Source organism: Arthrobacter sp. NPDC058127 (assembly GCF_042884555.1).
Taxonomy (GTDB): domain Bacteria; phylum Actinomycetota; class Actinomycetes; order Actinomycetales; family Micrococcaceae; genus Arthrobacter.
In genome coordinates, this window is the sequence record NZ_JBHVTT010000013.1 from 80,457 (window position 1) to 105,111 (window position 24,655).

18 protein-coding genes are annotated in these 24,655 nt (G+C 63.6%); 14 read left to right on the plus strand and 4 right to left on the minus strand.

Annotated features, from left to right (window positions below; genetic code table 11):
- Positions 1–16: 16 nt before the first annotated feature.
- The 10 genes from mftD (at position 17) to ACFVTG_RS16840 (ending at position 11,859) form a co-directional block, all read left to right on the plus strand.
- Positions 17–1,219: a pre-mycofactocin synthase MftD gene (gene mftD, locus ACFVTG_RS16795; RefSeq protein ID WP_390282059.1), complete on the plus strand. Its 1,203-nt coding sequence runs from the start codon at positions 17–19 to the stop codon at positions 1,217–1,219.
- On the plus strand, positions 1,216–1,983 hold the full coding sequence (mftE, locus tag ACFVTG_RS16800) for a mycofactocin biosynthesis peptidyl-dipeptidase MftE (protein WP_390282060.1): 768 nt from the start codon (positions 1,216–1,218) through the stop codon (positions 1,981–1,983). The genes mftD and mftE overlap by 4 nt, the downstream gene beginning before the upstream one ends.
- Positions 1,980–3,392 carry a mycofactocin biosynthesis glycosyltransferase MftF gene (mftF, locus tag ACFVTG_RS16805; protein ID WP_390282061.1) on the plus strand — a complete coding sequence of 471 codons (1,413 nt, stop codon included), beginning with the start codon at positions 1,980–1,982 and terminating at the stop codon, positions 3,390–3,392. Before mftE ends, mftF begins: the two co-directional genes overlap by 4 nt.
- Before the next feature lie 111 nt (positions 3,393–3,503).
- Positions 3,504–5,180, plus strand: a complete 1,677-nt coding sequence (locus tag ACFVTG_RS16810) for a GMC family oxidoreductase (protein WP_390282062.1) — start codon at positions 3,504–3,506, stop codon at positions 5,178–5,180.
- A 140-nt stretch (positions 5,181–5,320) separates the two neighbouring features.
- Positions 5,321–5,824 carry a cytosine permease gene (locus tag ACFVTG_RS16815; protein WP_390282063.1) on the plus strand — a complete coding sequence of 168 codons (504 nt, stop codon included), beginning with the start codon at positions 5,321–5,323 and terminating at the stop codon, positions 5,822–5,824.
- A gap of 144 nt (positions 5,825–5,968) precedes the next feature.
- Positions 5,969–6,169, plus strand: coding sequence for a hypothetical protein (locus tag ACFVTG_RS16820; protein WP_390282064.1), 201 nt, complete (start codon positions 5,969–5,971; stop codon positions 6,167–6,169).
- Between the two features lie 1,375 nt (positions 6,170–7,544).
- Positions 7,545–8,318: a creatininase family protein gene (locus ACFVTG_RS16825; RefSeq protein WP_390282065.1), complete on the plus strand. Its 774-nt coding sequence runs from the start codon at positions 7,545–7,547 to the stop codon at positions 8,316–8,318.
- A gap of 15 nt (positions 8,319–8,333) precedes the next feature.
- Positions 8,334–9,713, plus strand: coding sequence for a hypothetical protein (locus ACFVTG_RS16830; protein WP_390282067.1), 1,380 nt, complete (start codon positions 8,334–8,336; stop codon positions 9,711–9,713).
- 41 nt (positions 9,714–9,754) lie between these two features.
- Positions 9,755–10,390 carry a TetR/AcrR family transcriptional regulator gene (locus tag ACFVTG_RS16835; protein WP_390282068.1) on the plus strand — a complete coding sequence of 212 codons (636 nt, stop codon included), beginning with the start codon at positions 9,755–9,757 and terminating at the stop codon, positions 10,388–10,390.
- Positions 10,387–11,859 carry a purine-cytosine permease family protein gene (locus ACFVTG_RS16840; RefSeq protein ID WP_390282069.1) on the plus strand — a complete coding sequence of 491 codons (1,473 nt, stop codon included), beginning with the start codon at positions 10,387–10,389 and terminating at the stop codon, positions 11,857–11,859. The genes ACFVTG_RS16835 and ACFVTG_RS16840 overlap by 4 nt, the downstream gene beginning before the upstream one ends.
- 838 nt (positions 11,860–12,697) lie before the next feature.
- Here the strand turns inward: ACFVTG_RS16840 and ACFVTG_RS16845 are convergent.
- The 4 genes from ACFVTG_RS16845 to ACFVTG_RS16860 form a co-directional block, all read right to left on the minus strand.
- On the minus strand, positions 12,698–13,024 hold the full coding sequence (locus tag ACFVTG_RS16845) for a hypothetical protein (protein WP_390282070.1): 327 nt from the start codon (positions 13,022–13,024) through the stop codon (positions 12,698–12,700).
- Positions 13,025–13,408: 384 nt separating this feature from the next.
- Entirely contained in the window at positions 13,409–14,827 is a 1,419-nt protein-coding gene (locus ACFVTG_RS16850) for an MFS transporter (protein WP_390282071.1), read from the minus strand.
- Positions 14,828–14,937: 110 nt separating this feature from the next.
- Complete coding sequence (locus ACFVTG_RS16855; RefSeq protein WP_390282072.1) at positions 14,938–16,122, minus strand: NAD(P)/FAD-dependent oxidoreductase; 1,185 nt, start codon at positions 16,120–16,122, stop codon at positions 14,938–14,940.
- Positions 16,116–16,463 carry a 2Fe-2S iron-sulfur cluster-binding protein gene (locus tag ACFVTG_RS16860; RefSeq protein ID WP_390282073.1) on the minus strand — a complete coding sequence of 116 codons (348 nt, stop codon included), beginning with the start codon at positions 16,461–16,463 and terminating at the stop codon, positions 16,116–16,118. Before ACFVTG_RS16860 ends, ACFVTG_RS16855 begins: the two co-directional genes overlap by 7 nt.
- A gap of 550 nt (positions 16,464–17,013) precedes the next feature.
- Between ACFVTG_RS16860 and ACFVTG_RS16865 the strand changes: the two genes are divergently transcribed.
- The 4 genes from ACFVTG_RS16865 (at position 17,014) to ACFVTG_RS16880 (ending at position 24,487) form a co-directional block, all read left to right on the plus strand.
- The gene (locus tag ACFVTG_RS16865; RefSeq protein WP_390282074.1) at positions 17,014–17,460 is read left to right on the plus strand and encodes a limonene-1,2-epoxide hydrolase family protein; all 447 of its coding nucleotides are present in this window, start codon (positions 17,014–17,016) and stop codon (positions 17,458–17,460) included.
- The gene (locus ACFVTG_RS16870) at positions 17,457–18,686 is read left to right on the plus strand and encodes a cytochrome P450 (protein WP_390282075.1); all 1,230 of its coding nucleotides are present in this window, start codon (positions 17,457–17,459) and stop codon (positions 18,684–18,686) included. Before ACFVTG_RS16865 ends, ACFVTG_RS16870 begins: the two co-directional genes overlap by 4 nt.
- 132 nt (positions 18,687–18,818) lie before the next feature.
- A complete protein-coding gene (locus tag ACFVTG_RS16875; protein ID WP_390282076.1) occupies positions 18,819–18,965 on the plus strand; it encodes a DUF1059 domain-containing protein in 147 nt (48 codons plus the stop codon).
- A 626-nt stretch (positions 18,966–19,591) separates the two neighbouring features.
- A complete protein-coding gene (locus ACFVTG_RS16880) occupies positions 19,592–24,487 on the plus strand; it encodes an NAD-glutamate dehydrogenase (RefSeq protein ID WP_390282077.1) in 4,896 nt (1,631 codons plus the stop codon).
- Positions 24,488–24,655: the final 168 nt, after the last annotated feature.

Genomic DNA, 24,655 nt, shown 5'->3' on the forward strand with positions numbered 1-24,655 from the left:
CATTCGAAAGGCAAGCATGTTCAAGAATCCCTGGGCGCAGAACCCCTGGTTCGAATCCGTGGCCGAGGCGCAGCGCCGGGCCAAAAAGCGACTGCCCGCCTCCGTGTACGCGGCCTTGGTCGCGGGGTCTGAGCGTGGGCTGACACTCGACGATAACACCGGCGCTTTCGGCGAACTCGGCTTTGCACCGCACGTCGTCGGCCACCCGGCCGAGCGGAACCTGGCTACAACAGTGATGGGTCAAGCTATCTCTCTCCCGGTCATCATCTCTCCGACGGGGGTACAGGCCGTGCACCCCGATGGTGAAGTCGCGGTTGCCCGTGCGGCCGCCGCTCGTGGCACCGTTGTGGGTCTAAGCTCGTTCGCGTCCAAGCCCATAGAAGAAGTGACCGCAGCGAATCCCCAGACGTTCTACCAGATGTATTGGACCGGAACCAGGGACCAGATGGTCAGTCGAATGGACCGAGCCCGTGCCGCCGGCGCCAAAGGCCTGATCGTCACAACGGATTGGTCCTTCTCCATGGGACGCGACTGGGGCAGCCCGGAGATCCCCGAAAAGGTCAACCTCAAGGCCGCCATCAGGCTCGCCCCCGAAGTGGCCCTCAAGCCCCGCTGGCTGGCATCGTTCGCGCGCGACCTGCCCGACCTGACCGCACCCAATCTCGCCCCGGTGGGCGAGAAAGGGCCCACATTCTTCGGCGCGTACTACGAATGGATGAAAACCCCGCCGCCGACTTGGGACGATATTACATGGATCACCACGGAATGGGGCGGCCCCGTGATGCTGAAGGGCATCTGCCGCGTCGATGATGCACTGCGCGCCGTCGGTGCCGGTGTCACCGCGATTTCCGTCTCCAACCACGGAGGCAACAACCTCGACGGCACCCCGGCACCCATCCGGGTCCTGCCGTCCATTGCCGCCGCCGCGGGCGACCAGATAGAGATCGTCCTCGACGGCGGGATCCGCCGCGGCAGCGATGTCGTCAAAGCGCTGGCCCTTGGGGCCCGGGCAGTGATGATCGGGCGTGCCTACCTGTGGGGGCTTTCCGCGAACGGGCAGGCCGGTGTGGAAAACGTCCTCGACATCCTGCGCGGAGGTATCGACTCTGCCCTGCTTGGCCTTAGCGTCCCTTCGGTGCATGACCTTCGACCCGAGCACCTTATTGTTCCTCCCGGGTTTGTTCGAGAACTGGGTGTTCCTGCGGCAGTTCGTTCGTGACTCTCCGCCAGCACGAGCTTGGTGGCCTCGCCTGGCCTGATGTACGTGAGCGACCCATGGTCATTGTCCCTATCGGGTCTACCGAACAACATGGGCCCCACCTGCCGCTGAACACGGACACTGTCGTCGCGACTGCCGTTTCAGAAGCAGTCGCTACAAGAATCGGCGATCACGTATTGGTGGCTCCCCCAGTGAGTTACGGCTCCAGCGGGGAGCACCAGTCCTTCGCCGGAACTGCATCCATTGGATCTGCTGCGCTGACGTTTCTTGTCATCGAGCTTGTCCGGTCCCTATCCACCTGGGCTGGACGAATCATCTTCATCAACGCCCACGGTGGAAACGTTGCCGGTCTTTCAAAGGCTGTGCGCCAACTGGTCGCCGAGCAACATGACATTGCGTGGCTGCCCTGTGTCGCCGAGGGCAGCGATCTCCACGCCGGACGGATGGAGACTTCGCTGATACTTCACCTCAAACCGGACACGGTCCGCTTGGAACGAAGCACGGCAGGCCACATCGGACCGCTTCCTGACATTCTCCCTCAGCTGAAGGCCGGAGGAGTCAGCGCCGTCTCCCCCTCCGGAGTGCTAGGCGATCCCACCGGCGCAAGCGCTGCCGAAGGTCTGCGTTTGCTGGGGCAAATGGCTGACGACGCTCGGCGCCGCATCTCAGATGGCGTCACGGACAGGAACGGAATGCTCACCCTCAACAGTGCACTGGCCACGCCGCAGACTCACAGCCCTCAAGCACCCGGGGACTGGGCATGAGCACTCCTCAACTAAAACTAGCCAAGGGATTCGCCGTTAAGCTGAATCGGCGGGTCAGGATTGCCGGCGAGGGACGGGAACTTATTGGCGGTTCCCCCACACGCGTGCTTTACCTTTCGAAAACAGCCAGCAAGATGATTGTGAACAGAACAGTCGTCGTCACCGACACCGGAAGTGGCCTGCTGGTTGACCGGCTGCTAGAGGCCGGTATGGCCGACCCGGTGCTAACGTCCCTCCCGGACCTCGACATCTCATCAGTATCGGTGGTTGTTCCGGTGTTCGGACGCCCCCTTGCCTTGGATAGATTGCTGACCAGCATCGGAAGCCAGCACCGTGTAATTGTCGTAGATGACTGCTCTCCCGACCCGGAGGCCATCCGTGCCGTGGCCGAGAAGCACGACGTCCAGCTCGTGCGCCTGGCCGTCAACGGCGGCGTCGCTCGTGCCCGCAATGAAGGGCTCAAGCATGCAACCACCCAGTATGTGGCCTTTGCAGATTCCGACATTGTCATCGCACCAAACACCATCCCGCTACTCCTTAAGCACTTCAATGACCCGCGTGTGGCCCTGGCTGGTCCCCGGGTACTCGGTTTGGATAGCAGTAAAGGAATGAACTGGATTGAGCGATATGAGGAGGCCCGATCGTCGCTCGATCTGGGTCTTTACCCGGCCACGGTCCGTCCGCGTTCTCCGGTTTCCTGGCTTCCGGGGGCTTTTCTTCTCGCCCGAGTCGACGCCCTGGATGGAGGATTCAACCCAGACAACCGCGTCGGAGAGGACGTCGACCTTGTGTGGCGCCTAGTGGAGAATGGGTGGCGGGTGCGGTTTGAACCTGAGGCGAAAGTGTGGCACGAGCACCGGCAGACCGTCATTGACTGGTTGTCACGAAAAGCCTTTTACGGAAGCTCGGCTCACCTCCTTTCGCTCCGGCATTCCGAAGCAATTGCGCCAGCAGTTTTCGCGCCCTGGTCGGTCGCGGTTGTCGCTGTAATCCTCTGCCAGCGCAGGTGGTCGATTCCGGCAGCGGGGGCAATTTCTATCTTCGCCGGCTGGCGCATTTCTAGGAAGCTCGGCAAAAGCGGGCACCCGATCCGGCTAGGGGCCAGCCTGGCGGCACGCGGAGTACTGGCCGCAGAAACACAGACAACAGCACTTTTTGTTCGCCATTGGTGGCCCTTGGCGGTCGCTGGCAGCATCTTCTCCCGCAGGCTGCGGCGAGCCCTCATAGTGTCCGCCATAGCGGATGCAGCATGGGAGTACCGCCGCACACGTCCTCGGCTCGATCCTTTCCGGTTTGCCGTCGCACGGCGTCTGGACGATCTGGCATATGGGGCCGGCGTTTGGTTCGGTGCGCTGAAAGGCAGGTCTTTGCGTTGCCTGCTTCCCGACGTAAGGAGAAACCCCAACTGAGAGGGCTCGAGCCTTGCCTTCCCGGGAACAGCCAAGTTACCCGACAGGCGGGGCAATCACGGACTAGCCGTTGTGCCGGGTGATGGAGATGCACGGATTGGAAACTACGAAATGAAGTATGACGTCATTGTGGTCGGCGCCGGCGCTTCAGGAGTTCCGCTGGCCGCGCGCCTGAGCGAGGACCCTCAACGTTCCGTGCTGCTGTTGGAAGCGGGGCCTGTCCCTGAGAGCAGGGAGGCTTTTCCCCCCGGGCTGCTCAACGCGGGCACGGTGCAAGGGGCGATGCCTGGCCATCCCAACAACTGGTCGTTCATGGGCCACCTGACACCTGACCGGCCCTATTCCATAGCCCGCGGCCGCATCCTCGGTGGCTCAACGGCGATAAGCGGAACCTATTTCATCCGTGCGAGAAAGCACGACTTCGAGAAGTGGTCCTCAGGAGGAAATGACGAGTGGGCCTGGCACAAGGTGCTGCCCTTCTACCGAAAACTTGAGAAGGACCTGCAGTTTGGGCACGGAGAAGAGCATGGTTCCCATGGTCCAATGACCATCTCACGGCCACCGCAAGGTCATCCCGTGACCATTGCCTTTGCGCGCGCCGTCAAAGACTTCGGCTATCCGATGGAGCCGGACAAGAATAGTCAAGATGGCCGCCCAGGCTATGGCCCTATGCCAACTAATAGCGTTGACGGCCAACGGATTAACACCGGCTGCGCCTACATCAATCCGGTACGGGATCGCGACAACCTGACAGTTGAGGGAAACGCCTTGGTGCATCGGGTTCTGTTCGAAGGTACCCGCGCGACAGGCGTCGAAGTTCTTCGCAACGGAGCCTTGACCACGATCAAAGCCCACGAAATTGTTCTTGCCGCCGGCGCAGTCAAGACACCGCACATCCTGCTTCTTTCCGGGCTCGGACCCAAAGCAGAGCTGGAGAGCTTCGGCATTCCAGTCATCAAACATTTGCCTGGCGTGGGAAAAGAGTTCAGCGACCACCCCAACATCGCCATTAGCTGGAGATCCAAGATCCCCCTGGTCGACTACGGCACGACACAATCCATGGCAGACGTTCTCAACTTCACGGCCAGTGGCTCCCATTGCATTGGCGACCTTGAGATACTCCCGCTCCTCAAGCCCATGGGCTACATGCTGACGGGGAACCCACGTAGCGCCGTCGGCGGACCAGATGAGCTTATTCCCTATCGAACTGGCTTCGTGAAAGCCATGCAAGGGGTCTCACCCCGTCGATTCACCCAACAAGTTCTTCACCAGGACGACCTTGCCTTCCTCGTATCCCTGCAAGCTGAAACCTCACGCGGAAAAATTACGCTGGAATCAGGCGATCCGGATATCCAGCCGCGCATAGACTTCAACTATCTGTCCACGAAGAGCGACATAGAACGGATGCGGGAAGCCGTCCGCATTGCTGCCCGGCTACTTCAGTCGTCGGCATTTAGCCAGATATTCGGGAGTTTCACGGAACTCACAGAGAGTACGCTGCAGCACGATGACCGGCTTGACGCCTGGATACGAGCACATCTCGGAACCGCCATCCATCTTTGCGGTACCGCGAAATTTGGTCCACCAGACGACCCAGACACCGTGGTCGATCAATACGGCCGCGTCCACGGAGTAGAGGGCCTCCGAATTGGCGATACATCAATCTTGCCCACCGCACCCACCCGAGGCCCGGCAGCCACAGCCATCCTCATAGGAGAACGTGTCGCTGATTTCATTCGCCGGGAGCAGACGCCCGCTCCACAACCCGCGGGAGCCAGGCAAGCCTGAGACTCCAGCTTGGGTCGAGTGCACGGAGAATGACGCCGCTGAGCTAGGGCTCCTCAGAACATACCCGTTCTCGGTTCAGCAGCTCCACTATTGGTTTCATTTATAGCGCTGCATGCCATAAGTGTGAGGTCGTCATCGGTTTGCGCGGCGACCTGCACTATCTTGCGCTGTTGATCGCCGCATCTTTCAACAATTTCGTCGTCCTTATGCTCTATTTCCTCGTGCCGTGGACAGCGGTCAACCTCGTCGACTTCTACATCGTGCGACGCGGCAAGTACGCCATCTCAGAGATTTTGAACCCCGAAGGCACTTACGGCCGCTGGGCATGGCGGGGCATCAGCGCCTACCTCATCGGATTCGTCGCCATGATCCCCTTCTTTGCGACGACCTTCTACACGGGACCTGTTGCGGATGCCCTCGGCGGCGCCGACCTGTCCTTCGCCCCAATGAAAATCCAAGACACACCCGACCGGGTCACCGTCGCGATCGTCCAACATCCCCCGGCCGTACTGGACCTGAAAGCTTCTCTGGAGCGCGCCGCCCAGCACGTCGCGGACGCTGCCTCTCAGGGGGCGCAACTCGTTACCTTCCCCGAAACATGGCTGTTACCCGGCCTGCGTCTTCGGACTCGCAGCCTGGGATGACGCCGCAGGCCGCCACTGGTGCGCAAAACTCCTGGAACAGAGCCCCCGTGGTCGCACTGGCATCCGCTGGCCCGCTAGGCGCTGCATGCCCAGCAGGAGCAGTTCCACATCGCAGTCTGGCCTGATTCTCCAGAGATGCACCAGATGGCAGCGCGTACCTACGCCTTCGAGGGCCGCTGTTTTGTGGTCAGCGCGGCGCAGTACCTCCACACCGAGGATGTACCCGAAGAGCTGCTGTCGGCGTACCGGGCCGGATCGGCCCGGACGCCCCCGAAGAAGGTCTTCTGTTCGCGGGAGGCTCGGGCATCATCGGTCCCGATGGATCTTGGGTTACCCCACCATTGAACGGGGAAGGAGGCTTCGTTGTAGGCACCATCAATCTAAAAGATTGGGACGCCCGGAACTATGACTTTGACGTGCTTGGCCACTACTCCCGTGCGGACGTTTTTGACTTGTCCGTAAACCGAAGGCGCAGAGAAACCGGTGCAACTTTCTCCGAGCGATAATCCACTGAAAGTTCAGAAGACCCTCAGCCGGGCATCGCCGGCACTGTTATGGCTGCGCGGCACTGGACCGGTGAGTCTTGAGAGCCTTGAAGATTTTGCAGGCATCGAAGTTCCGGCGAACCCGCTGGCTCCATGACGTTCTGATCCATCCACAACAAACGGGCGAAGTGGCCGAATCTCCGGGGGGCTCTCTTTAGTCGGCCGACAACGAGGAGCTGTTAAGGGCGGAGCCTCGTGCTTCATCTCGCATACGGCGGAGGTGTATAAGGCTTTCCTCGACCCGATGTCCGGTTTCCGGACCATCTGGCCCGCTAGGCCTGTTCGGTACCCGAGCTCTCCGGATCCTCAATAGCTTCATGAAGAGCCGGGACGCTGGCGACGGCCATGACGATTGCTCCGATGACCGCAATGAACGATGTCGCGTCTTGGAACGGGACGACTATCAGGGGCTGAGGACGACGGCGTTGGTCATGGCAGCGGCCGCGAAGATGGCCGCCGTGAATCTCAGGTGTTGTCGTGGGCTGAGAGCGGCAGCCAGGGGAAGACCTAGTCCGAGCACGACAGGAGTGTGAGCAGGGTGGCTTTCGTGGCCACCGGTTCCAGGACTCTCAGCCCGTCAGGAGGGGCGGCAGCCCACAGTAGTCCGGCCGATAGGGCCGAGCAGGCCGCCACTGTGATTCCAAGGCACCTCAAAATTGTCCGGTAGTGCTTGGCCAGCAGCTCTGTCATCACGGGATAGCACGTGTTTCGACCCGGCAGCAGTCCACGGATCCGTTCGTGGTGGGTCCGGAGATCGAGTCTTGGATGCTTCTATGTTCGTCAAGTTTTGATTTCCTTTCGTGACCGTATCCACCGAGGCGGCGGGGGCGTTTTTTCAGGTGCTCCTCCCGCAGCCCAGGGTCCTCGCTGGCATCCGCGATTCGAGCCGTTGAACGCCGCGGACCCACTTCGGTTGTCGCGTTGATGAAACACGTCGGTAACACCCGCGGAACACGGCTCGATTACTCTAACGGTAATGCCCTCGACGAGGGCCGCCGTCTAGGGTTCCGCTCGCACGAGGTCAGGACCGAGGGACGCACCGGCATCTGCCGGACACCTGGGGACAAAAGCCCGGCAGGACTTGGGAGCGACTCGCTCCGGAATCGTGGAGAGCAAACCATGCCCCTCGAACACTCAGAGACCCACCCGACGGCGACGGCCGAGGAGCACCCGTCATGAGGTGGGCCGAATCGACAATGGCGCAACTCGCGGCCGCCGACCTCCCCGCACGCATCGGGCTCGTCCCCGTCGGGGCGACCGAGCAGCACGGACCGCACCTGCCGACCGACACCGACACGCGCATTGCGCTCGCGCTCTGCGCCGCCGTGGAGCATCGACGGCCGGCCGAGACAATCGTGCTGCCGCCGATCACCGTCGGCTCCAGTCTCGGACACGGGACGGCCTTCCCTGGCACGCTCTCACTATTCCCGGAGGAGCTCAGCCGCATCCTGGTCCGCTACGCGGAGTGGTCGGCGTTCAGCGGGCTGACTCGCCTCCTGTTCGTCAACGGGCACATGGGCAATGCGACACCGCTGGCCTCGGCCACGGACGTCCTGCGGTTCCGCCGGCCGGACCTGCGTTCCTCGTGGATCGACTGGTGGTGCGCAGACGAACTCGTCGCCGCGCTCGTCGGGGCGGACGGCCAGGACATCCACGCCAACCGCGCCGAGACCTCTGTGGTGCTGCACCTAAACCCGGAGCTGGTTGACACTGAGGCGATGCTCGCCGCAGACGACCCCGACCGCACGGGCGGCCTCGCGTTCCGCTACACCGCCGAGTCCCTGTCCACGAACGGCGTCACCGGCGCCCCGTCGCAGGCCACGCCCGAACTGGGCCACCAGATCTTCAACCTCATCGTCGATGTCATCGACTGCCGCGTCGCCGTCGCCCTCGTCGAGAGCGCGCCCGTGCTGCGGTCCGCCGACATCCCCCGCCCCACCTGGATTTAGGAACTGAACACCACCATGACCATTACCGACATTGCCAGCACCTCCCCGGCCCCCCTCACGGTCGACGAGCTCATCGCCTCCAGAGTGAAATACGCGATGGGCGGATGGGTCGACATCCACGGCCGTTCGAAGGCCAAGATCGTCCCGATCGACTTCTTCTCCGACATGCTCGCCGGCTCCGAGCGGTACACGCCGCGCGGGATCACGGGGTTCGGCTCGATGGAGCCGCAGGAGGATGAGTCCGTGGCGATCCCGGACCCGGCGACCCTGCGGATCCTGCCCTGGGACCGCCGCTTCGCCTGGATGGCCGCCGATCTCCTCCGCGAGGGCCAGGAGCCGTTTGACCAGTGCACTCGCAGCATCCTGAAGGCGCAGTTGCGCCAGGCCAGGGAGCTCGGGCTCGAGTTCAAGCTGGGCGTGGAGATCGAGCTGTTCGTCTTCCGTCCGTCTCAGGAGCGCGGGGCGTACCTGCAGCCGATCACGCCGAGCGGCGGGCTAAAGCCGTCGCCCGCCTACGACACCGAGGCGACGCTCGACGCGGCCGACTTCCTCGACGAACTCGTCAGCGGAATGCAGGAGACCGGCTTCGGCGTCTACAGCTTCGACCAGGAGGGCGGTGACGGCCAGTACGAGTTCGACTTCGGCTACGACGGAGCCTTGGAGATGGCCGACAAAGTCGCCTTCTTCCGGGTGATGGTGCGGCAGATCGCGAAACGCCACGGACTGGTCGCGACGTTCATGCCAAAGCCGTATACGGAGGCGTGGGGCTCTGGCCACCACTACAACATGAGCCTGGAGTCGACCGAGACTGGCCAGAACCTCATGACCGACCCGGATGACCCGCGCGGCCTCGGCTGGAGCCGGCTCGCCTACTCGTTCTCCGCGGGGATCATGCGCCACGCGGACGCGCTCGCCGCGATCGTCACCCCGACGGTCAACTCGTACAAGCGACTGAACCCGCGCCTGGCCGACGGCACCGCATCCTGGGCGCCCGTGTGGTCCGCATACGGCGTACAGAACCGCTCGTGCATGCTGCGCCTACCCGCCAACCGGCCGGCCATCGAGAACCGAGTGGTGGACTCGTCGGCGAACACGTACCTCGCGGCCGCCTTCCTCCTCGCCGCAGGACTCGACGGCATCCGCAACGACCTCGACCCGGGCGATCCGGTCGACGTCGCTCTGCTCGACACCCGCAGAGGGTCGGGAGCCAACAGCGTCCGCCTTCCCCGCAACCTGCTGGAGGCGACAGAGGCATTCGCAGTCAGCCCGCTCGCGGCCGCTGTCTTCCCCGAGCGCTTCGTCCGCGAGTACGTGGACATGAAGTACGCCGAGTGGGAGTCCTTCCACGCCACCGTCACGGAGTGGGAGCGCGACCGCTACCTCTACGCGCTGTGACCCGCTGAACCGCGCATCCTGAACCACTGAACTCCTGAATCATGGACGAGACGACCCCCCAGCGCTCCACCCGTTCCGCCCACCGACGGCTCGCCGTCGTCCGTGCCGCGGCGTCGGTCCTCCGGCGCCGCGGGATCGATGCGCTCACGCATCGGTCGGTCGCCGAGGAGGCCCGGCTTCCGGAAGCCACCGTGCGAGCGTTCTTCAGCTCGCGCGAAAAGCTCCGCAGCGCCGCCCTGCTGTACACGCTCACCGGCTGGGTGAAGCGCGGGGAGGAGTTCATCGTCCGGCTGCCCCTTCCCCTCACGCTCGAACAGGCGGCCGGCGCGATCGTCGAAGTGGCCACCATCCACCCGGCGGAGCAGGCCGAGATGTCCCGAGCGACCATCTCCGGTGTGTACGAGCGCTACATCCAGTCCGGGAGGCATCCCGAGCTGCGACCGCTCATCGCCCGCTACAACGCCGAGCTCGTCGACCTCGTCCGCCGCATCCTCGCCCTCAACGGACGGATCGCCCGCCCGGAGATCGCGCAGGCCGTGCTCGCCGTGGTGGACGGGACCGTCGTCTACCGCCTGGCCGCCGGGGACTCCCCCGTCCCGGCGGCCATCGCGGCACTCCGCCTCACCATCCCCCTCCTCGCGCCCGCAGCGCAGAATTCCGAAAGAGAATCACGATGATCACAGAACAAGGCGACCTGCTCGAACTCAGGAGCGGACCCCGCTCCGACCTGCTCGAACTCAGCAGCGGACCCCGCTCCGAGCTCCTCGAGACCGCCTCCATCGAGTGGATCCCGCTCGGGAAACGCAAAGGCAACGCCTGGAGCATCACCCCGTTTTTCTTCGTGGCGAACTGGAGTTTCTTCACGATCGCCCTCGGCTTCACCGGCCCGTCGCTCGGGCTGTCCTTCGGCTGGACGCTCGTCGCGGGCATCGCCGGCATGGCGTTCGGCACCTTCTTCATGGCGTTCCACGCCACGCAGGGACCACACATGGGCCTGCCCCAGATCATCCAGTCCCGCGCACAGTTCGGCTTCTACGGCGCCGTCATCGCCGTGCTCATGGCCGTCGCCTGCTACATGGGATTCGGCGTCGTCTACACGGTGCTGACCACGGGCGGGCTGCAAAGCATGTTCGACTGGTCGCCCGCCCTGGTCGGCATCACGATCAACGCAGGCGCCGCCGTGCTCGCCGTCCTCGGCCACCACGCCTTGCACCGCGCCAGCCGCATCATCTTCTACATCTCCCTGCCGCTGTTCGCCGTGTTAACCGTCGCCATCATCCTCGGCGGCGCCTCGGTCCCGCAAGCGGCGAACGCTCCGCACGCCAGCGAGCTCGGGTTCAACATCGTCGCCTTCATCGCCCAGTTCGCCGTCTCGGCCGCATACAACATCGCCCTGGCCCCGATCGTCTCGGACTACACCCGCTACCTTCCGCCCACCACACGACCGGGGTTGCTGATCGCGAGCGTCTACACTGGCACGGGACTGTCCGCCATCTGGCTGCTCGGGATCGGGGCATGGCTGGCGGCGACCTTCGGCGCCGACGACGCACTCACCTCCCTGACGCGGGCCGGCGATTCGATCGTCCCCGGGTTTGGTCTGCTGCTTGCTCTCGTCTCCGTGGCGACGCTCGTGGTGTGCCTCGGTTCGTTCTCCTACAGCGTCGCCCTCCAGGTGATGACCGGTGCCGATATGTTCGGCCGGAAGGGCGGCACCAGAACCCGGCTCTGGATCGGTCTGGCTGCCGTCGTGGTCTGGTCCGCGATCGCCATCCCGTTCGGTAACGATGTCGTCGGTGTCGCCGGCGCCGCCCTGTCACTGATGCTGTTCCTGCTTGTGCCGTGGACGGCCGTCAACCTCACCGACTACTTCCTGGTGCGCAAGGGTGAGTACTCTATCGCCGACATCCTCGACAAGGACGGCATCTACGGACACTGGTCCGCCCGCGGGCTCACCGCGTACGGCGCCGGATTCGCCTCCATGATCCCGTTCGCGGTGCTCCCGCTCTACACCGGACCAGTCGCGACCGCGATCGGAGGGATCGACATCTCGTTCCTCGTCGGTCTGATCGTGGCCGCGGCGGTGTATTACTTCTGGCCGGCGCGTAAGCCGACGCTTCCACTTCAAGAGGCGTCACCAGCGAACTAACTACGCGCAGACGGATTGCGGATCCCGTGATCGTCCGCAGTCCGCCTGCGCGTCCTCCACCACTCGTATCGGAACCGACAGCGACGACACGACCGGCAATTACTGCGCGGCGATGCGATCTCACCACGTATGATGGTCCGCTGAACCGTTGTGGCACATCCGGAACTAGCGTTCGTCCACCTCTGGGCATGCATTGTCGCCGAGTGCACGGCACGTTCGTAAGCCGGAAAAGTGCGGCGGCTCCTGGCAATCGGCCTCGGGATCCACGGCGAGCCCGGCATCAGAGCTGCTGGAGATGCAGGCGGTGTTCGCTCTCACCGCTGAGAGTGCGACCGTCCGCGAGCTCGCAAAGGTTACAGGGATCTCAAAGTCCAGGGTTGGCAGGATTCTCAGGGAGAACGCAGGGGCGTCAAGCCCTGAGCGTTTGCTCCGCCGGGAATGGCCCAGGTTCAGTTGGTCGTTGATGCCTGGGATGGCACGCGAACATGGCTCGACTGGGAACGACCCTTGGCGCTGGCAGCCAGACGGGGGTCAACGGCGGGAGGATCATCCTGGAGCCCGGACGCCACCGGCCCCCTCGTGGGACTCCAGCGGGCCGCTCCGGACTGCTTTGTCGTCTCGCCCTGATCGCCGGCGCCCTCCATGCCGGCCACCCTGACATCCCCAGTGCAACATCTGCCCGTTCGGCGGCCATGCGACCGATATTCAACGGCTCTCCGCCCCTGTGCACGCGACATGAGAGATCCGCTCGACCAGGCGGTTACGGAACGGCAAGGGTCTCGGCCGGCAGAGGCCTGAAGTGCGCGGGCACTCGGTGAGGTCTGGTAGAGAGGACGGGTCAGGCCGCCAGACTTACGTTCCTCATGGTCGTAGAGGCATCCCGTGGTGTCAGAATGCTGAGTTTGCAGTCGGTCGGGAACGGATCGATATGCGCGGGCAGGTGATGGGACTGCGAGCAGGCGCGCAGCTGCTCGAGAGCGTCTGGATCGACCCGGGCGCGTGTCACGTCGATTTCCAGGGCCAGACCTTCCATCAGGGCGTTGGCGCGTTTCGCGACCACATAGAGCGCCTGGAGGTTTTGCGTCGTCACGCGGCCTTGGGCCGCGATCTTGGCGCGGGCGCAATCGATGTCCACGCGCACCAGGACGTTGAGCTTGTCTGTCATGGTGCTCCTGCCGTTCGTGGACGGCCGCGACGCTGCGACCGCCCCCGCAAAGCTTAGGCACGAACTGTGACGCACGCAATATCTGTGTGCGCAGCGGTCTGGTCCCCGAGGCTCATATCAGGCCTGAATCCGGGCAAGGACAAAACTCGCCCGCGTGATTGCGGCTGGAACCAGGATCCGAACGTCCGAACGAATCTGTCGCCACCCCTACCCACTTGAAAAGTGTAGAGAAATAGGAAGGGCCCACCGGCACTTCGAGCGCCTCGGGCCACAATGAGTTGAAAGGGCAAGAGTTTTGGATGAACTTGTGGTCCTGAACCCGCGTTGGCGGACCTTCTGACGGCCGCGACCGAGCGAGGCCCGTCGTGCGGGCAACTATAGAGTTCAGCCTACCCGGGCGTCAGTCAGGCTGTCGGTTACCGGCCGACGAGAATTCGTTGTCAGGGTATGGATGAGCAGGGAAAGGAACACCGCCGCGCAAAGGACTGCGCTGATCGCGAGCGTCGCGATGATTCCGGCATCGGTAGGGTGAAGATCCGGTGCGATGTTTGCTGCAAGCACAGCGCCCGAAACAGCAGTGCCGAAGGAGCATCCCACCGTGCGCAGGACCTGATTGAAACTCACGGAACTACCGAGCTCTTCGATGGCCACGCTGCGGGCGATCAGCGCCGGCATAGCGGCATTGCTCGTTCCCATTCCCAGACCGATCACCAACATCCCGAGAAGGATCTCCCAGAGCTCGGCGTGGGCAAACCAGAGTAGCATTCCGGCCGCCAACACCAGGCCCGCGCCGATCGGCAGCAGGGTCGGCAGACCGATCCGGCGCGATAATCGGCGCACCAGACGGTTCGCCGTGAAGCTTCCCATCGACAGCGGGAGCATCACGAAGCCGGCCCAGAACACTGGCAGCGCGATGCCATAGCCGGTGGAAACCGGGGCCTGTGCGACGAGGCTGGAAATCGAAATGCCGATGTACATCGCGGCCCCGAGCCCCATACCCGTGCTGTTTGCCAGCAGCACGTCTCCGTTCCGGAGAACCCGAAGGTTAATCAGCGGATGCGGCGCGCGCAGCTCAGCCCTGATCCAGGCCGCCACGACCGCTGTCGCGAAGACGAAGGTGGCGATGAGCCACGGTGAGCTCCACCCCCAGTTCGGCCCTTCACTTACTCCCAAGAGCAGCGCCCCCAGACCGAGACCGAGCAGGCCCGCACCGGCGTAATCGAACCGTGCCCGCGAGGCCTGTTCATCAGGTCCTGCCGGCACGGTGCGGAAGACCACTATCATGGCCGTCACCACGAACAATGCGGCGAACCAGAAAGCGAAACGGAAGTCGAACAGTTCCGCGATGATGCCGGTCAGGGGGTAACCGATCCCCAAGCCGGTTGATACGGTCACGGAAAGGCTTGAAATAGAAAACCGTACCTTGTCGGCAGGGACGTACCGGCGGGCCAGGGTGATGGTCACTGCAACGATCCCGTAGGTCAAGCCCTGCAGTGCCCGTCCGATAAGGAACACCGTGAAGTTTGGCGCCACCGCGGCAACGATGGACCCGATGAGGATAATCGATAGTGCCCACAGCAGAAGCCGCTTCTTGTGGGGTCCGTCGCCCAGCCGGCCCATGACCGGCGTCGTGATCGCGCCGACCAGGAGGTTGATGGTGAGCATCCACTGCGCCGTAGCCACCGAAACATCCATCTCGCGGGAAATGGTGGGCACCAACAGCATGCCCAGCGAGCTCACGACCGCAGTGGAGAGCGCCGCGTAGACCAAAGCCGGCACCAGGCGTGTGCGTGGTTCAGTCAACGGGCACCTCGGATCCTAGTTTCCGGAGGATGACGATGGCCGACTGGAGTGTCTTCCGCTCATCAGCTCCGGCGGCGGGGTGCACCCGCGCGCCACCAAATCGATTCCCATCAGGCGGCGCCGAACGCAGCCGCGAGTTCCTTGCGCGCTCGCACGTGATCGCGAGGCGAGTTAACGGACTCACATCCGACGAGTGCATTCTCGAGGTAGCAGTAGATGGAAAACTTGCCCTCGTCTTGCGCGAGCTGCTCGTATCGGTCGAAGCCGTCGACAAGGCCAGCGATCTGCAGCTTGTGGCTGAACTGATCTGTCCAGAACCACGGAACCGCGTCATAGCTCCTGTCTTCGTCCGGATGACACATGTGGTCGGCGACGAACTTGGCCTGGTCGGTTGCGTTCTGCACGGACTCAAGGCGGACTGCGGGCCAGGTTCTGGAGAATCGGGTGCCGAAGCGCGCACAGTCCCCGATCGCATAGACGTGCGGATCGGAGGTTTGCAGCGTCGGGCCGACCAGGATCCCGTTGTCGGTCGCTAGGCCAGAACTCGCGGCAAGGCCATCTCGGGGGACTGAGCCGATTCCGATGACGACCACGTCGGCTGCGTGGCGGCTGCCACCTGCCACGACCGCGGTCACACCATTGTCGTCGCCCTCGATGGCTGTAACCGTCGACGACAGACGCAGATCCACGCCGTGTGAGCGGTGCAAGTTCTCGTAGAACCGAGATGTCGGCTCGGTGACTACGCGCGACATCACCCGGTCGTCAGCCTCGAACACCGTAACCTTCTTGCCTGCACCGGCCGCCATGGCTGCCGATTCGAGACCAATGAATCCTCCCCCAATGACAACCACCCGCTCGGCGGCGTCGATGCGCTCACGCAGGGCGGCCGCGTCGTCCGCGATTGCCAGGTGCAGAACACCGGGAAGGTCGACCCCGGGGATCTGCAGTGGGCGTGGTCGAGAACCGGTGGCCAGGACCAAGTCGTCGTAACTGATCGGGTCTCTGTTGGCGATGAGCACTTGGCGGTGTCCCCTGTCGAGCGCCTCAACCGAGACTCCGGTCAGGAGGGTAATTCCGTGCTCGTCGTAAAATGACGCTGGCCGAAACTCAGTGTCGACGAGTTCCTCTTTGCCGTGCAGGAAATCCTTGCTCAGCGGCGGCCGCTGGTACGGCAGCCGTTGCTGCCCGTCAACGATCGTGATGGGTCCCTCGAACCCGCGCGTGCGCAGGAAGAGCCCAACATGAAATCCGCCGTGGCCGGCGCCCACCACGACCACCCCGTGGGGGCTCACCACGTTTGCTCTTTCGGGACGACGAGGGTCACACCGTCGAGCTCCTCCCTTACCGGGATCTGGCAGGACAGCCGACTGTTCGACCGTCTCTCGGCCGCAGCCTCTGCGAGCATCTCGTCTTCGTCCTCGGAAACCTCGGGTAGGAAGTCGAGGAACTTTTCATCGACGTATACGTGGCAGGTGGCACACATCGCTTGTCCGCCGCACTCTCCGAGGATCCCATCGACCCCGTGAGACTGAGCCGCGAGCATGAGCGACTTGCCGACGGCGAAATCGTACGTTTCCGCCGAGCCGTCCGCCTGAACGTAGGTCACTTTTGGCATTGCCGTTCTCTCCTCCAGCATTTTGTATACTTTTTTGCATAATCTATCCCAATAGCCGTGCGATGACAACCGTTGCCGCGCCCGCCTCGACCCCGGTGAGCTGGTGCGTCTCCCCAGCATCGGAGAAGATGAGGGTCCGTTCACCAAGGGTCCGGCCGTCGACCTCGACGGATCCGGACGCCGCCCAGACGATGAAGGTGTCCGCTCCGGGGTGAAGCTAAGAACGTCACACCTGCCTCCCAGGGGCGCATCGAGACACCGAGGTCACCCTGCGTGAAGTGGCCCAAGTCCTTAGCTTCGGCCTTCTCGCCGGCGGGCTGCCAGTCGTATCCGTCAGGCCGCATGAGAATCGGACACCTGACGACAGCCCCCGTTTTCGTCCGCTACTCGTGGGGGACGTGCGGCCTGAGGGCGGAGGGCCCGCGACAAAACTTCGAAACACCTGGAACCCGTGCCCACCATAGATGCAAGTCGCTCCCCCAAAAGCATTGCCTCCACGTATACAGAATGTTATACATAATTCGGAGTTGGCGGCCCATCAGGGCGTCACAACAACAATTGGGAGATGTGCATGACAAACGAGATGACAAACTCGCAGCGGCTCGCCGAGTTCTTCGGCCGCTGGGACAAGGACTTCGAGACCATGGTCGCGGCCTTCCGCGAGATCTTCGCCGAGGACGCCGCCTGGTGGAACGCCGACTCACTCCCGCTAGTGCACGGGTTCGACCAGGCCCTAGAGAAGGTGCTCATCCCATCGCGGGATACCGCGCTTGGTATGGAGTGCATCCAGGTGGTCGACCTGACCATGGCTGAAGCCGGCAATAGCGTGTTCCATGAGCGCATCGACCACATCATCCGGAAAGACCGCAGCATCGCGATCTCCATCCCGATCGCGGGAGTCACCGAGTTCGACGAGAACGGCAAGATCGTCAACTGGCGTGACTACTGCAACCCGATGGGGATGCTGGCGATCATCGCCGGGGACGAAAACGCCGCTGTGGGATCAGATCGTCCATGAGCACGGACCTGGCGCTTCCCGACCTGACTGACCCAGCCACCTTCGTTCCCGGCATACCCCACGCCGCGTTCGATGACGTGCGCCGGCAGCCTGGACTTCACTGGCATCCATCCGAGTTCGGAACCTACAACGGTGGGTTCTGGCTCGTGACCAGATACGCCGACGTGGTTGCGGCCGAAGCCGACGTCGATACATTCAGCTCCGTCCCCGGCGCATTCTTCCCACTCGGGAACCAGGAACTGACCGGACCCATGAGCAAGCACATTCTGTTCATGGACCCGCCCGATCACACCCGTGTCCGCAAGGTAGCCTCGCGCGCCTTCGGCCCGAAGGTAATCGCTCAGTTTGGCGATTGGGTCCGAGGCGTTATCGACGAGGTGCTCGACAAGGCGATTCCGCTCGGAGAGTTCGACTGGGTCGAGCAGGTTGCTCGGCAGATCCCGGCTCGCGTCATCTCGGTGGTCATGGGCGTTCCTGCCGCCGATCAGAAGCTCATCGTGAAATGGGCTGACGACATCTTCCGTGGCCAAGCCGCCTCCGAGGACGGCTCGTTGATGGCCGAGGCGTTTCAGGCTGTAGGTGGATACATGATGGACCTGGGAGCACGAAAGCTGGTCGAGCCAGCCGACGACTTGATCTCCCTGCTGGCACGAGCGCTCGAGGACGGCGAGCTCGATGCAGCCGAATACACCATGTACTGCACTGCACTGATCGTTGCCGGCTATGACACCACAAACACGCTTCTTGCGCAGTCCGCCCGCATCCTGCTCGAGGATCACGCTGCGGCTGAGGTGGTGGCTGATGCGTTTGCGCGTGGCAAGCAGCGAGAAGTCGTCGAGGAGTTGCTTCGGCTTATCACGCCGGCCATGAGTGTCACCCGGACCGCGACCCGCGATTTGGAGTTCGCCGGGCAGCAGATCCGCAAGAACGACGTGTTGATGCTGCACCTGAGTGCGGCCAACAGAGACCCCGAGGTCTTTTCGGATCCCCACACCTTTGATCCCTTCCGGACCGGGATGCCTACCTTGGGCTACGGGCGAGACGGGCTGGCCTTCGGTAGTGGTATCCACCGTTGTGTGGGCTCCATGCTCGCCAAGCTCGAGCTCCGCATCCTGCTGGAAGAGATGAACAAGCGCGGAGTCAAGCTTGAACTCACGGGCGAGCCTAAGCGGGGTTGGAGCGCCATGATCAACCAGCTCACAGCACTTCCGGTGCTGGTTGCCTAGCCGTCGTGATGGCGCCGTGCGAGAAGCTGCCGTGCGCATCGCACTCAAACAACGGCTGCTGATCGGGCGTGCGCAGGAGCGTCGCTCTTAGAGGTGCCCGTCAGATGCGGAGTCGACAGGAAAGTTGAAGGAATGATGAAGACCAGGCTCACTTGCCCATGTGGCGAGCACATCCAAGGCGACGACGAGGACGACTTGGTCGCGAAGGTGCAAGCGCATCTTCAGGAAGTTCACGACCGGACCTACGGTCGCGAGGAAATCCTGTTCATGGCGTTCTGAAGCCCGTAGTCCCGTCGACGCTGCTCCGGCTGCGGGATGACATCGGCGGGGAACCAGAGGGACAGCGCCGGGGCAAGATCGTGCGTCGGCGCCCTCATTCCCGCCTCGGCTCGCCAATGGCGAGCCGAGGCGGGAATCCCTTTGTGGATGGCGACGACGACTCTCTCCAGGCTGCAGGCGGCTCCAGAACAGTTGCGATCAGTTCCTCGGACGCTTGCTCGCCAGGTCGACTACTTCCTTTAAGGCATCGCGCAACGCTTCGACGATTGCCCTCATGCCACCTTCGTCAACGAGGTGCCCTGCTCGCGCCATGACAATCCGGGCCAGTGGTCTCACCTACGGTGACAACTCGAGCCCGGGGTCGTTTCCTTAGCCTCTCCTCAGGGGCAAATGAAGAACTTTCTTTACGTCCTCGAAGAAACCCTGCGGGTGATCTGGTCGATGCCAAGGGCGCACTCAACATCCCCAGACGCTTTTCATCAGGACTCCTTCTGCAGCAATCAACGCGCCGTCGAATTTGATGCCTCTGGACTGCGGGCGTCCGGGTGGCGATCATGAAGTAAGGCGCGAGGATCCGGTCGCCTAGGGCCAGCCTGGGCGGTTCCGCGCGCTGGAGGCGCAAGGGTATGTCACGCGAAACCACGCCGCCGGGCTCCGTCGCAGGCGGTCTGTCGCAGACCGACGAAGGGTTCCTTGCTGCCTATTACGAGCACGTGGCTGCCGAGGACATCCACGACCACAGTGTCGAAACACTCGAGTTCCGCGCCCGGGAGCACCTCGCTCTGGCCGCGGTCCGCCCGCCAGGGACGTCCGGCGTCGCAGTCGTCCATGAGCGGAATGCCACGATGCTGTTCGTGGTGGCCGATGACATGCCGCACATGGTTCGCTCGGTCACCGCCGAGCTGACGCGTGAAGGCGTGTCGATCCGACTCGTCGTCCACCCCACGTTCGAGGTTCTCCGCGATCCCGCAACCCATGAGCTCATCGAGCTCCGTCACGGGCCGCAGCGTGCAGGGTTCGCCGCCGGAAGCGCCGCATTGAACCAGAACGATGCACCGAATACCGCTGCGGCTGGGAGAAGCACCGCGGAGATCTGGATTGCGGTGGAGATCGGCAGGCTACCGGATTCGTCCGGCTCCGGGGATTTCGTAGCGGCAATGCAAAGAGTCCTCGCCGATGTCCGCGCTGTTGCAGAAGACTCCGGTGGGTTACACGCCCAGATGGTTGCCGCGGTCGAGTCGCTGGACGGGTACCCCAGCGGGTGCCTGCCGTCCGCCGAGCAGCTCCGGGACCTCCTCCTGTGGCTGGAGGGCGGAAACTTCGCGCTTCTGGGCTACTTCGAATACGGGCTCACGACGGCGGGAGGCAACGAGGTCCTTCAGCTGAAGCCCGGGTCGGGACTGGGTCTTCTGCGTGCCCACAGGCTGTCCAAGGACGCAAGCGAGCCGGCCTCCCGGGCCAGTGAGGTCCTGACAATTTCCACCGCCGACCTACGGTCCACCGTAGAGCGGCCCTCATATCTGGATGAGATCCGCATGAAGATCTTCGACGAGACCGGCGCCGTGGCGGGAGAACGACGCTTTGTTGGCTTGTTCGCCCCGGGAGCGGCGGGCCAATCGGTGCGGCAGATACCGGTGATCCGCGACAAGATCGCCGCAGTGCGCAGGCGGCTCGGTTTGGTCCCAGCCTCGCATCGGGGCACTGAACTGTTGGCCGCCCTGGAGTCATTTCCCCTCGACGAGCTTTTTCAGGTCGACGTTGAGGAGCTGACCCGGCTCACAGCAGAGATCCTGCGGCTTCAGGAACGCCGGCAAACGCGGCTGTTCCTGCGGGCGGACAGCTACGGTCGGTTTATGTCCGTGCTGGTCTTCCTCCCGCGGCACCGCTACAGCACGGCCGTTCGCCTTCGCCTTGAGCAGGAGCTCAAGCAGGCCTTCAACGCCTCCTCCCTCGAGTTCGACGTCCGGCTGAGCGATTCACCCATGGCCCGAGTCTCCTTCCGGATCCTCCTTCCGGCTGGGCGACGGCCCGATGACGTCGATCCGACCATGCTGGAGAGGAGCCTGATCAGCGCCACGCGGACCTGGGCCGAGGGACTGGATGATGCCCTCCGGGTCCGCTTTCCCGCCGCGCAGGCCGCCTGGCTATCCTCTCTCTGGTCAGCGGCGTTCCCCGCCAGCTACCGGGCGGATGTCGATCTTGAGGACGCAGTAGAGGACATCGAACGATTCGAGAAGTTCGATCTGGACGGCACCGGCGGACGGCCCCTCCACGACCCCCTGATGGCTGTCAGCGAGAGGCTGGAATCCGCACCCACGCCTGCCGGAGGCGCTCCGGCCCGTGACTCACGGATCCGGCTCTACCTCACAAGCCCCCGGAGCCTTACGCAGATCCTGCCGTACTTCCACAACCTCGGACTTGAAGTTCGGAACCAGCGACCCTTCGACATCCTGCGCGGCACGGACAGGCCCCTGTTCCTGTACGACCTGGGCGTGAGGTATCCGCCCGGCGTGGATCCCGCTCGAACCAGTTCCCTGCTCGCGGACGCGTTCGGCGCAGCCATGCGCGGTGACACCGAATCAGACCGCTTCGACGCCCTGGTCCTGCAGGAGAACCTTGAGTGGCGGCAAGTCGCGATCCTCCGCGCTTACGCCAAGTATCTCCAGCAACTGGGAACCACCAACTCGTACGACTTCATCGCGGACACTTTCCTGACCAACGCGAGGGCGGCCCGCGCGCTGCTGGGCTTGTTCCAGGCCAGGTTCCGCCCGGGGCTTGGCATCGCCGAGCGGCTCCGGAATACAGCGGCCGCCCGCGCGGAGGCGGCCGAGGCGATCGACGCCGTCACCTCCTTGGACGCGGACCGCCTGCTGCGGACTTTCCTGAACCTGATCGAGGCCACCACAAGAACCAACTTCTACCGCGACCGGCCGTACCTGAGCTTCAAGCTCCAGCCCTCCCACCTTCCCGGCGCACCGTACCCGCGGCCGAAATTCGAGATCTGGGTCTATTCGCCCCGGGTCGAGGGCGTGCACCTTCGCTTCGGGCTGGCGGCCCGCGGGGGCCTAAGATGGTCGGACCGGCGCGAGGATTTCCGCACGGAAGTTCTCGGGCTCGCCAAGGCCCAGATTGTCAAGAACTCGGTGATCGTCCCGACCGGAGCGAAGGGTGGCTTCTATCCCAAACGGCTCCCCGATCCGGACGCCGACCGCCCCGCATGGCTCGCCGAGGGCATAGCTAGCTACAAGGATTTTCTCCGCGGTCTGCTGGATGTCACGGACAACCTGGCACCGCCCGACGTCGTCGGCCCCTCTGACGACCTTGGTGCCCGGGGCCAGGTGGGACGGGTCGTTCCCCCTCCGAAGGTGGTACGTCATGATGACGACGATTACTACCTCGTGGCGGCGGCCGACAAGGGCACCGCGGCGTTCTCAGACATCGCCAACGAGGTGGCCAAGGAGTACGGCTTCTGGCTGGGCGACGCGTTCGCGTCGGGCGGTTCCGTAGGTTACGACCACAAGCGGATGGGCATCACGGCGCGGGGCGCCTGGGCGTCCGCGAATCAGCATTTCAGCGACCTCGGAATCGACTCCCGGAACGAAGACTTCACCGTGGCCGGCATCGGCGACATGAGCGGGGACGTATTCGGCAACGGCATGCTGCTTTCAAAACATATCCGGCTCGTGGCTGCTTTTGATCACCGGCACATCTTCCTGGACCCCGCCCCCGACGGAGCGTCCTCCCTCGAGGAGCGACGCCGCCTCTTCAAGTGGCCGCGCTCGTCCTGGGCCGACTACAACCCCGCGCTCATCAGCCCCGGCGGCGGCGTTTACCCGCGCGCCGCCAAATCGATTCCCATCAGCCCAGAGGTGCGTTCGACTTTGGGGCTGGCCACGATGGCGACGGCGATGACCCCGCCCGAGCTCATCCGGGCCATTCTCCGGGCACCGGTGGACCTCATCTACAACGGTGGAATCGGAACCTACGTCAAGTCCTTCTCCGAGACCAACACCGAGGTGGGCGACAAAGCCAACGACGGGATCCGGGTCAACGGAAACGAACTCCGGTCAAGGATCATGGTCGAGGGCGGCAACCTCGGCGTGACCCAGCGGGGGCGGGTGGAGGCTGCACTGAACGGAGTCATGCTGAACACGGACGCCATCGACAACTCAGCCGGAGTGGACTGCTCCGACCACGAGGTCAACATCAAGATCTTCATCGACAGCATGATCGCGGCAGGCAAGATGACCGCCGGCGAACGCGCCGACTTCCTGCACTCTCTCAACGACGACGTGGCACGTCTGGTTCTGAAGAACAACCGTGACCAGAACACCCTGCTCCTTAACGACCGCCAGCTCGTCCTGAACTGGAGCCCGGGCTTCGAACGGGCCATGGACTGGTTGGAAAGAGCCGCCGGCCTCGACCGGGTTCTTGAGGCGTTGCCCACCACCGACCAGCTCCATGAACGCCTGCAGGCGGGCAAGGGGCTCACCTCCCCCGAGCTGTCGGTGCTGGCCGCCTACGCCAAGATCGCACTCGCCAAGGAACTGAACGACAGCAACGTCGCCGACGACCCCTGGTTCGACCGGGTCCTCCGCGGCTACTTCCCGCCCCCAATCGTGGACCGCTTCGGCAACGAGCTCCAAACACATCCGCTCCGCCGGCAGATCATCAGCACCGTGCTCGCCAACGACATCATCAACCAGGGCGGGATCACCTTCGCCTTCCGTGCCATCGAGGAAACCGCCGGGAGCGCGGCCGCCCTCGCAAGGGCCTTCGTGGCAGTGCGCGAGGCCTTTGACCTGCAGCGGATCGCAGACAGGATCGCCGGGCTTCCGCCTGCTGTTCCGGCCGCGCATCGCGCGGAATTGGCTGTGTATATACGAAGGATCCTCGACCGGGCGACGCGCTGGTACATGACCCATGACCATCGGGACCAGCCGGTGGACCAGGCCCTGAGCAGGATCATGCCGACAATGGACCTCTTGGGGAATAGAAGCCTCGTTTACCTGCGCGCCGATGATATCGACCTCGCACAGGACCTGCAGGCACGCTGGGAGGCCATCGGGATCCCGCCCGACCTGGCGCGGAGCGGAGTCGGCGTAGCCATGAGCGTCCATTTGTTGGATATCTCCCTGATCGCGGAACAGATCGATGAGCCCATCGAGCAGGTTGCGGACTTGTACTCCACCGTGCTCGAGCGCATCGGTGCCCTCAAATTGTTTCTGAGAATCACCGATCTTCCCCGCGGGAGCCGCTGGGACGCGCTCGCTCGGGCCGCACTGCGCGCCGATGTGTACTCAGTCGGGGCTGACATGGCCATCTCCGTATTGCGGAGCACACCGAGCGGCGATCCAGGGCGCGCCGACTCCCTCGAGCGCGTCATGGAGTGGGAACGCGGACGCCAAGAGCAGCTCGCCCGGATCAAGGACATGTCCGCCGAAGTCACAGGGACCGGTCCTGTGGACATCGCATCAATTTCCGTCCTGCTCAGGCTCCTCAGAACCCTCGTCCGCACTTGACCGGCCCTGATCGCAGGGGGCGGCGACCGTTTGACGGGCTGAAGGGCGAAAGGTCGCACTTTGTAAGCAGATGCATGCACCTCATCGCGAAAAGCGGACTCCTGAACGTCGCAAATCCGACCCTATCCATATTTATCCGAAAACTAAGATGAATTCGGATAGTTCGGA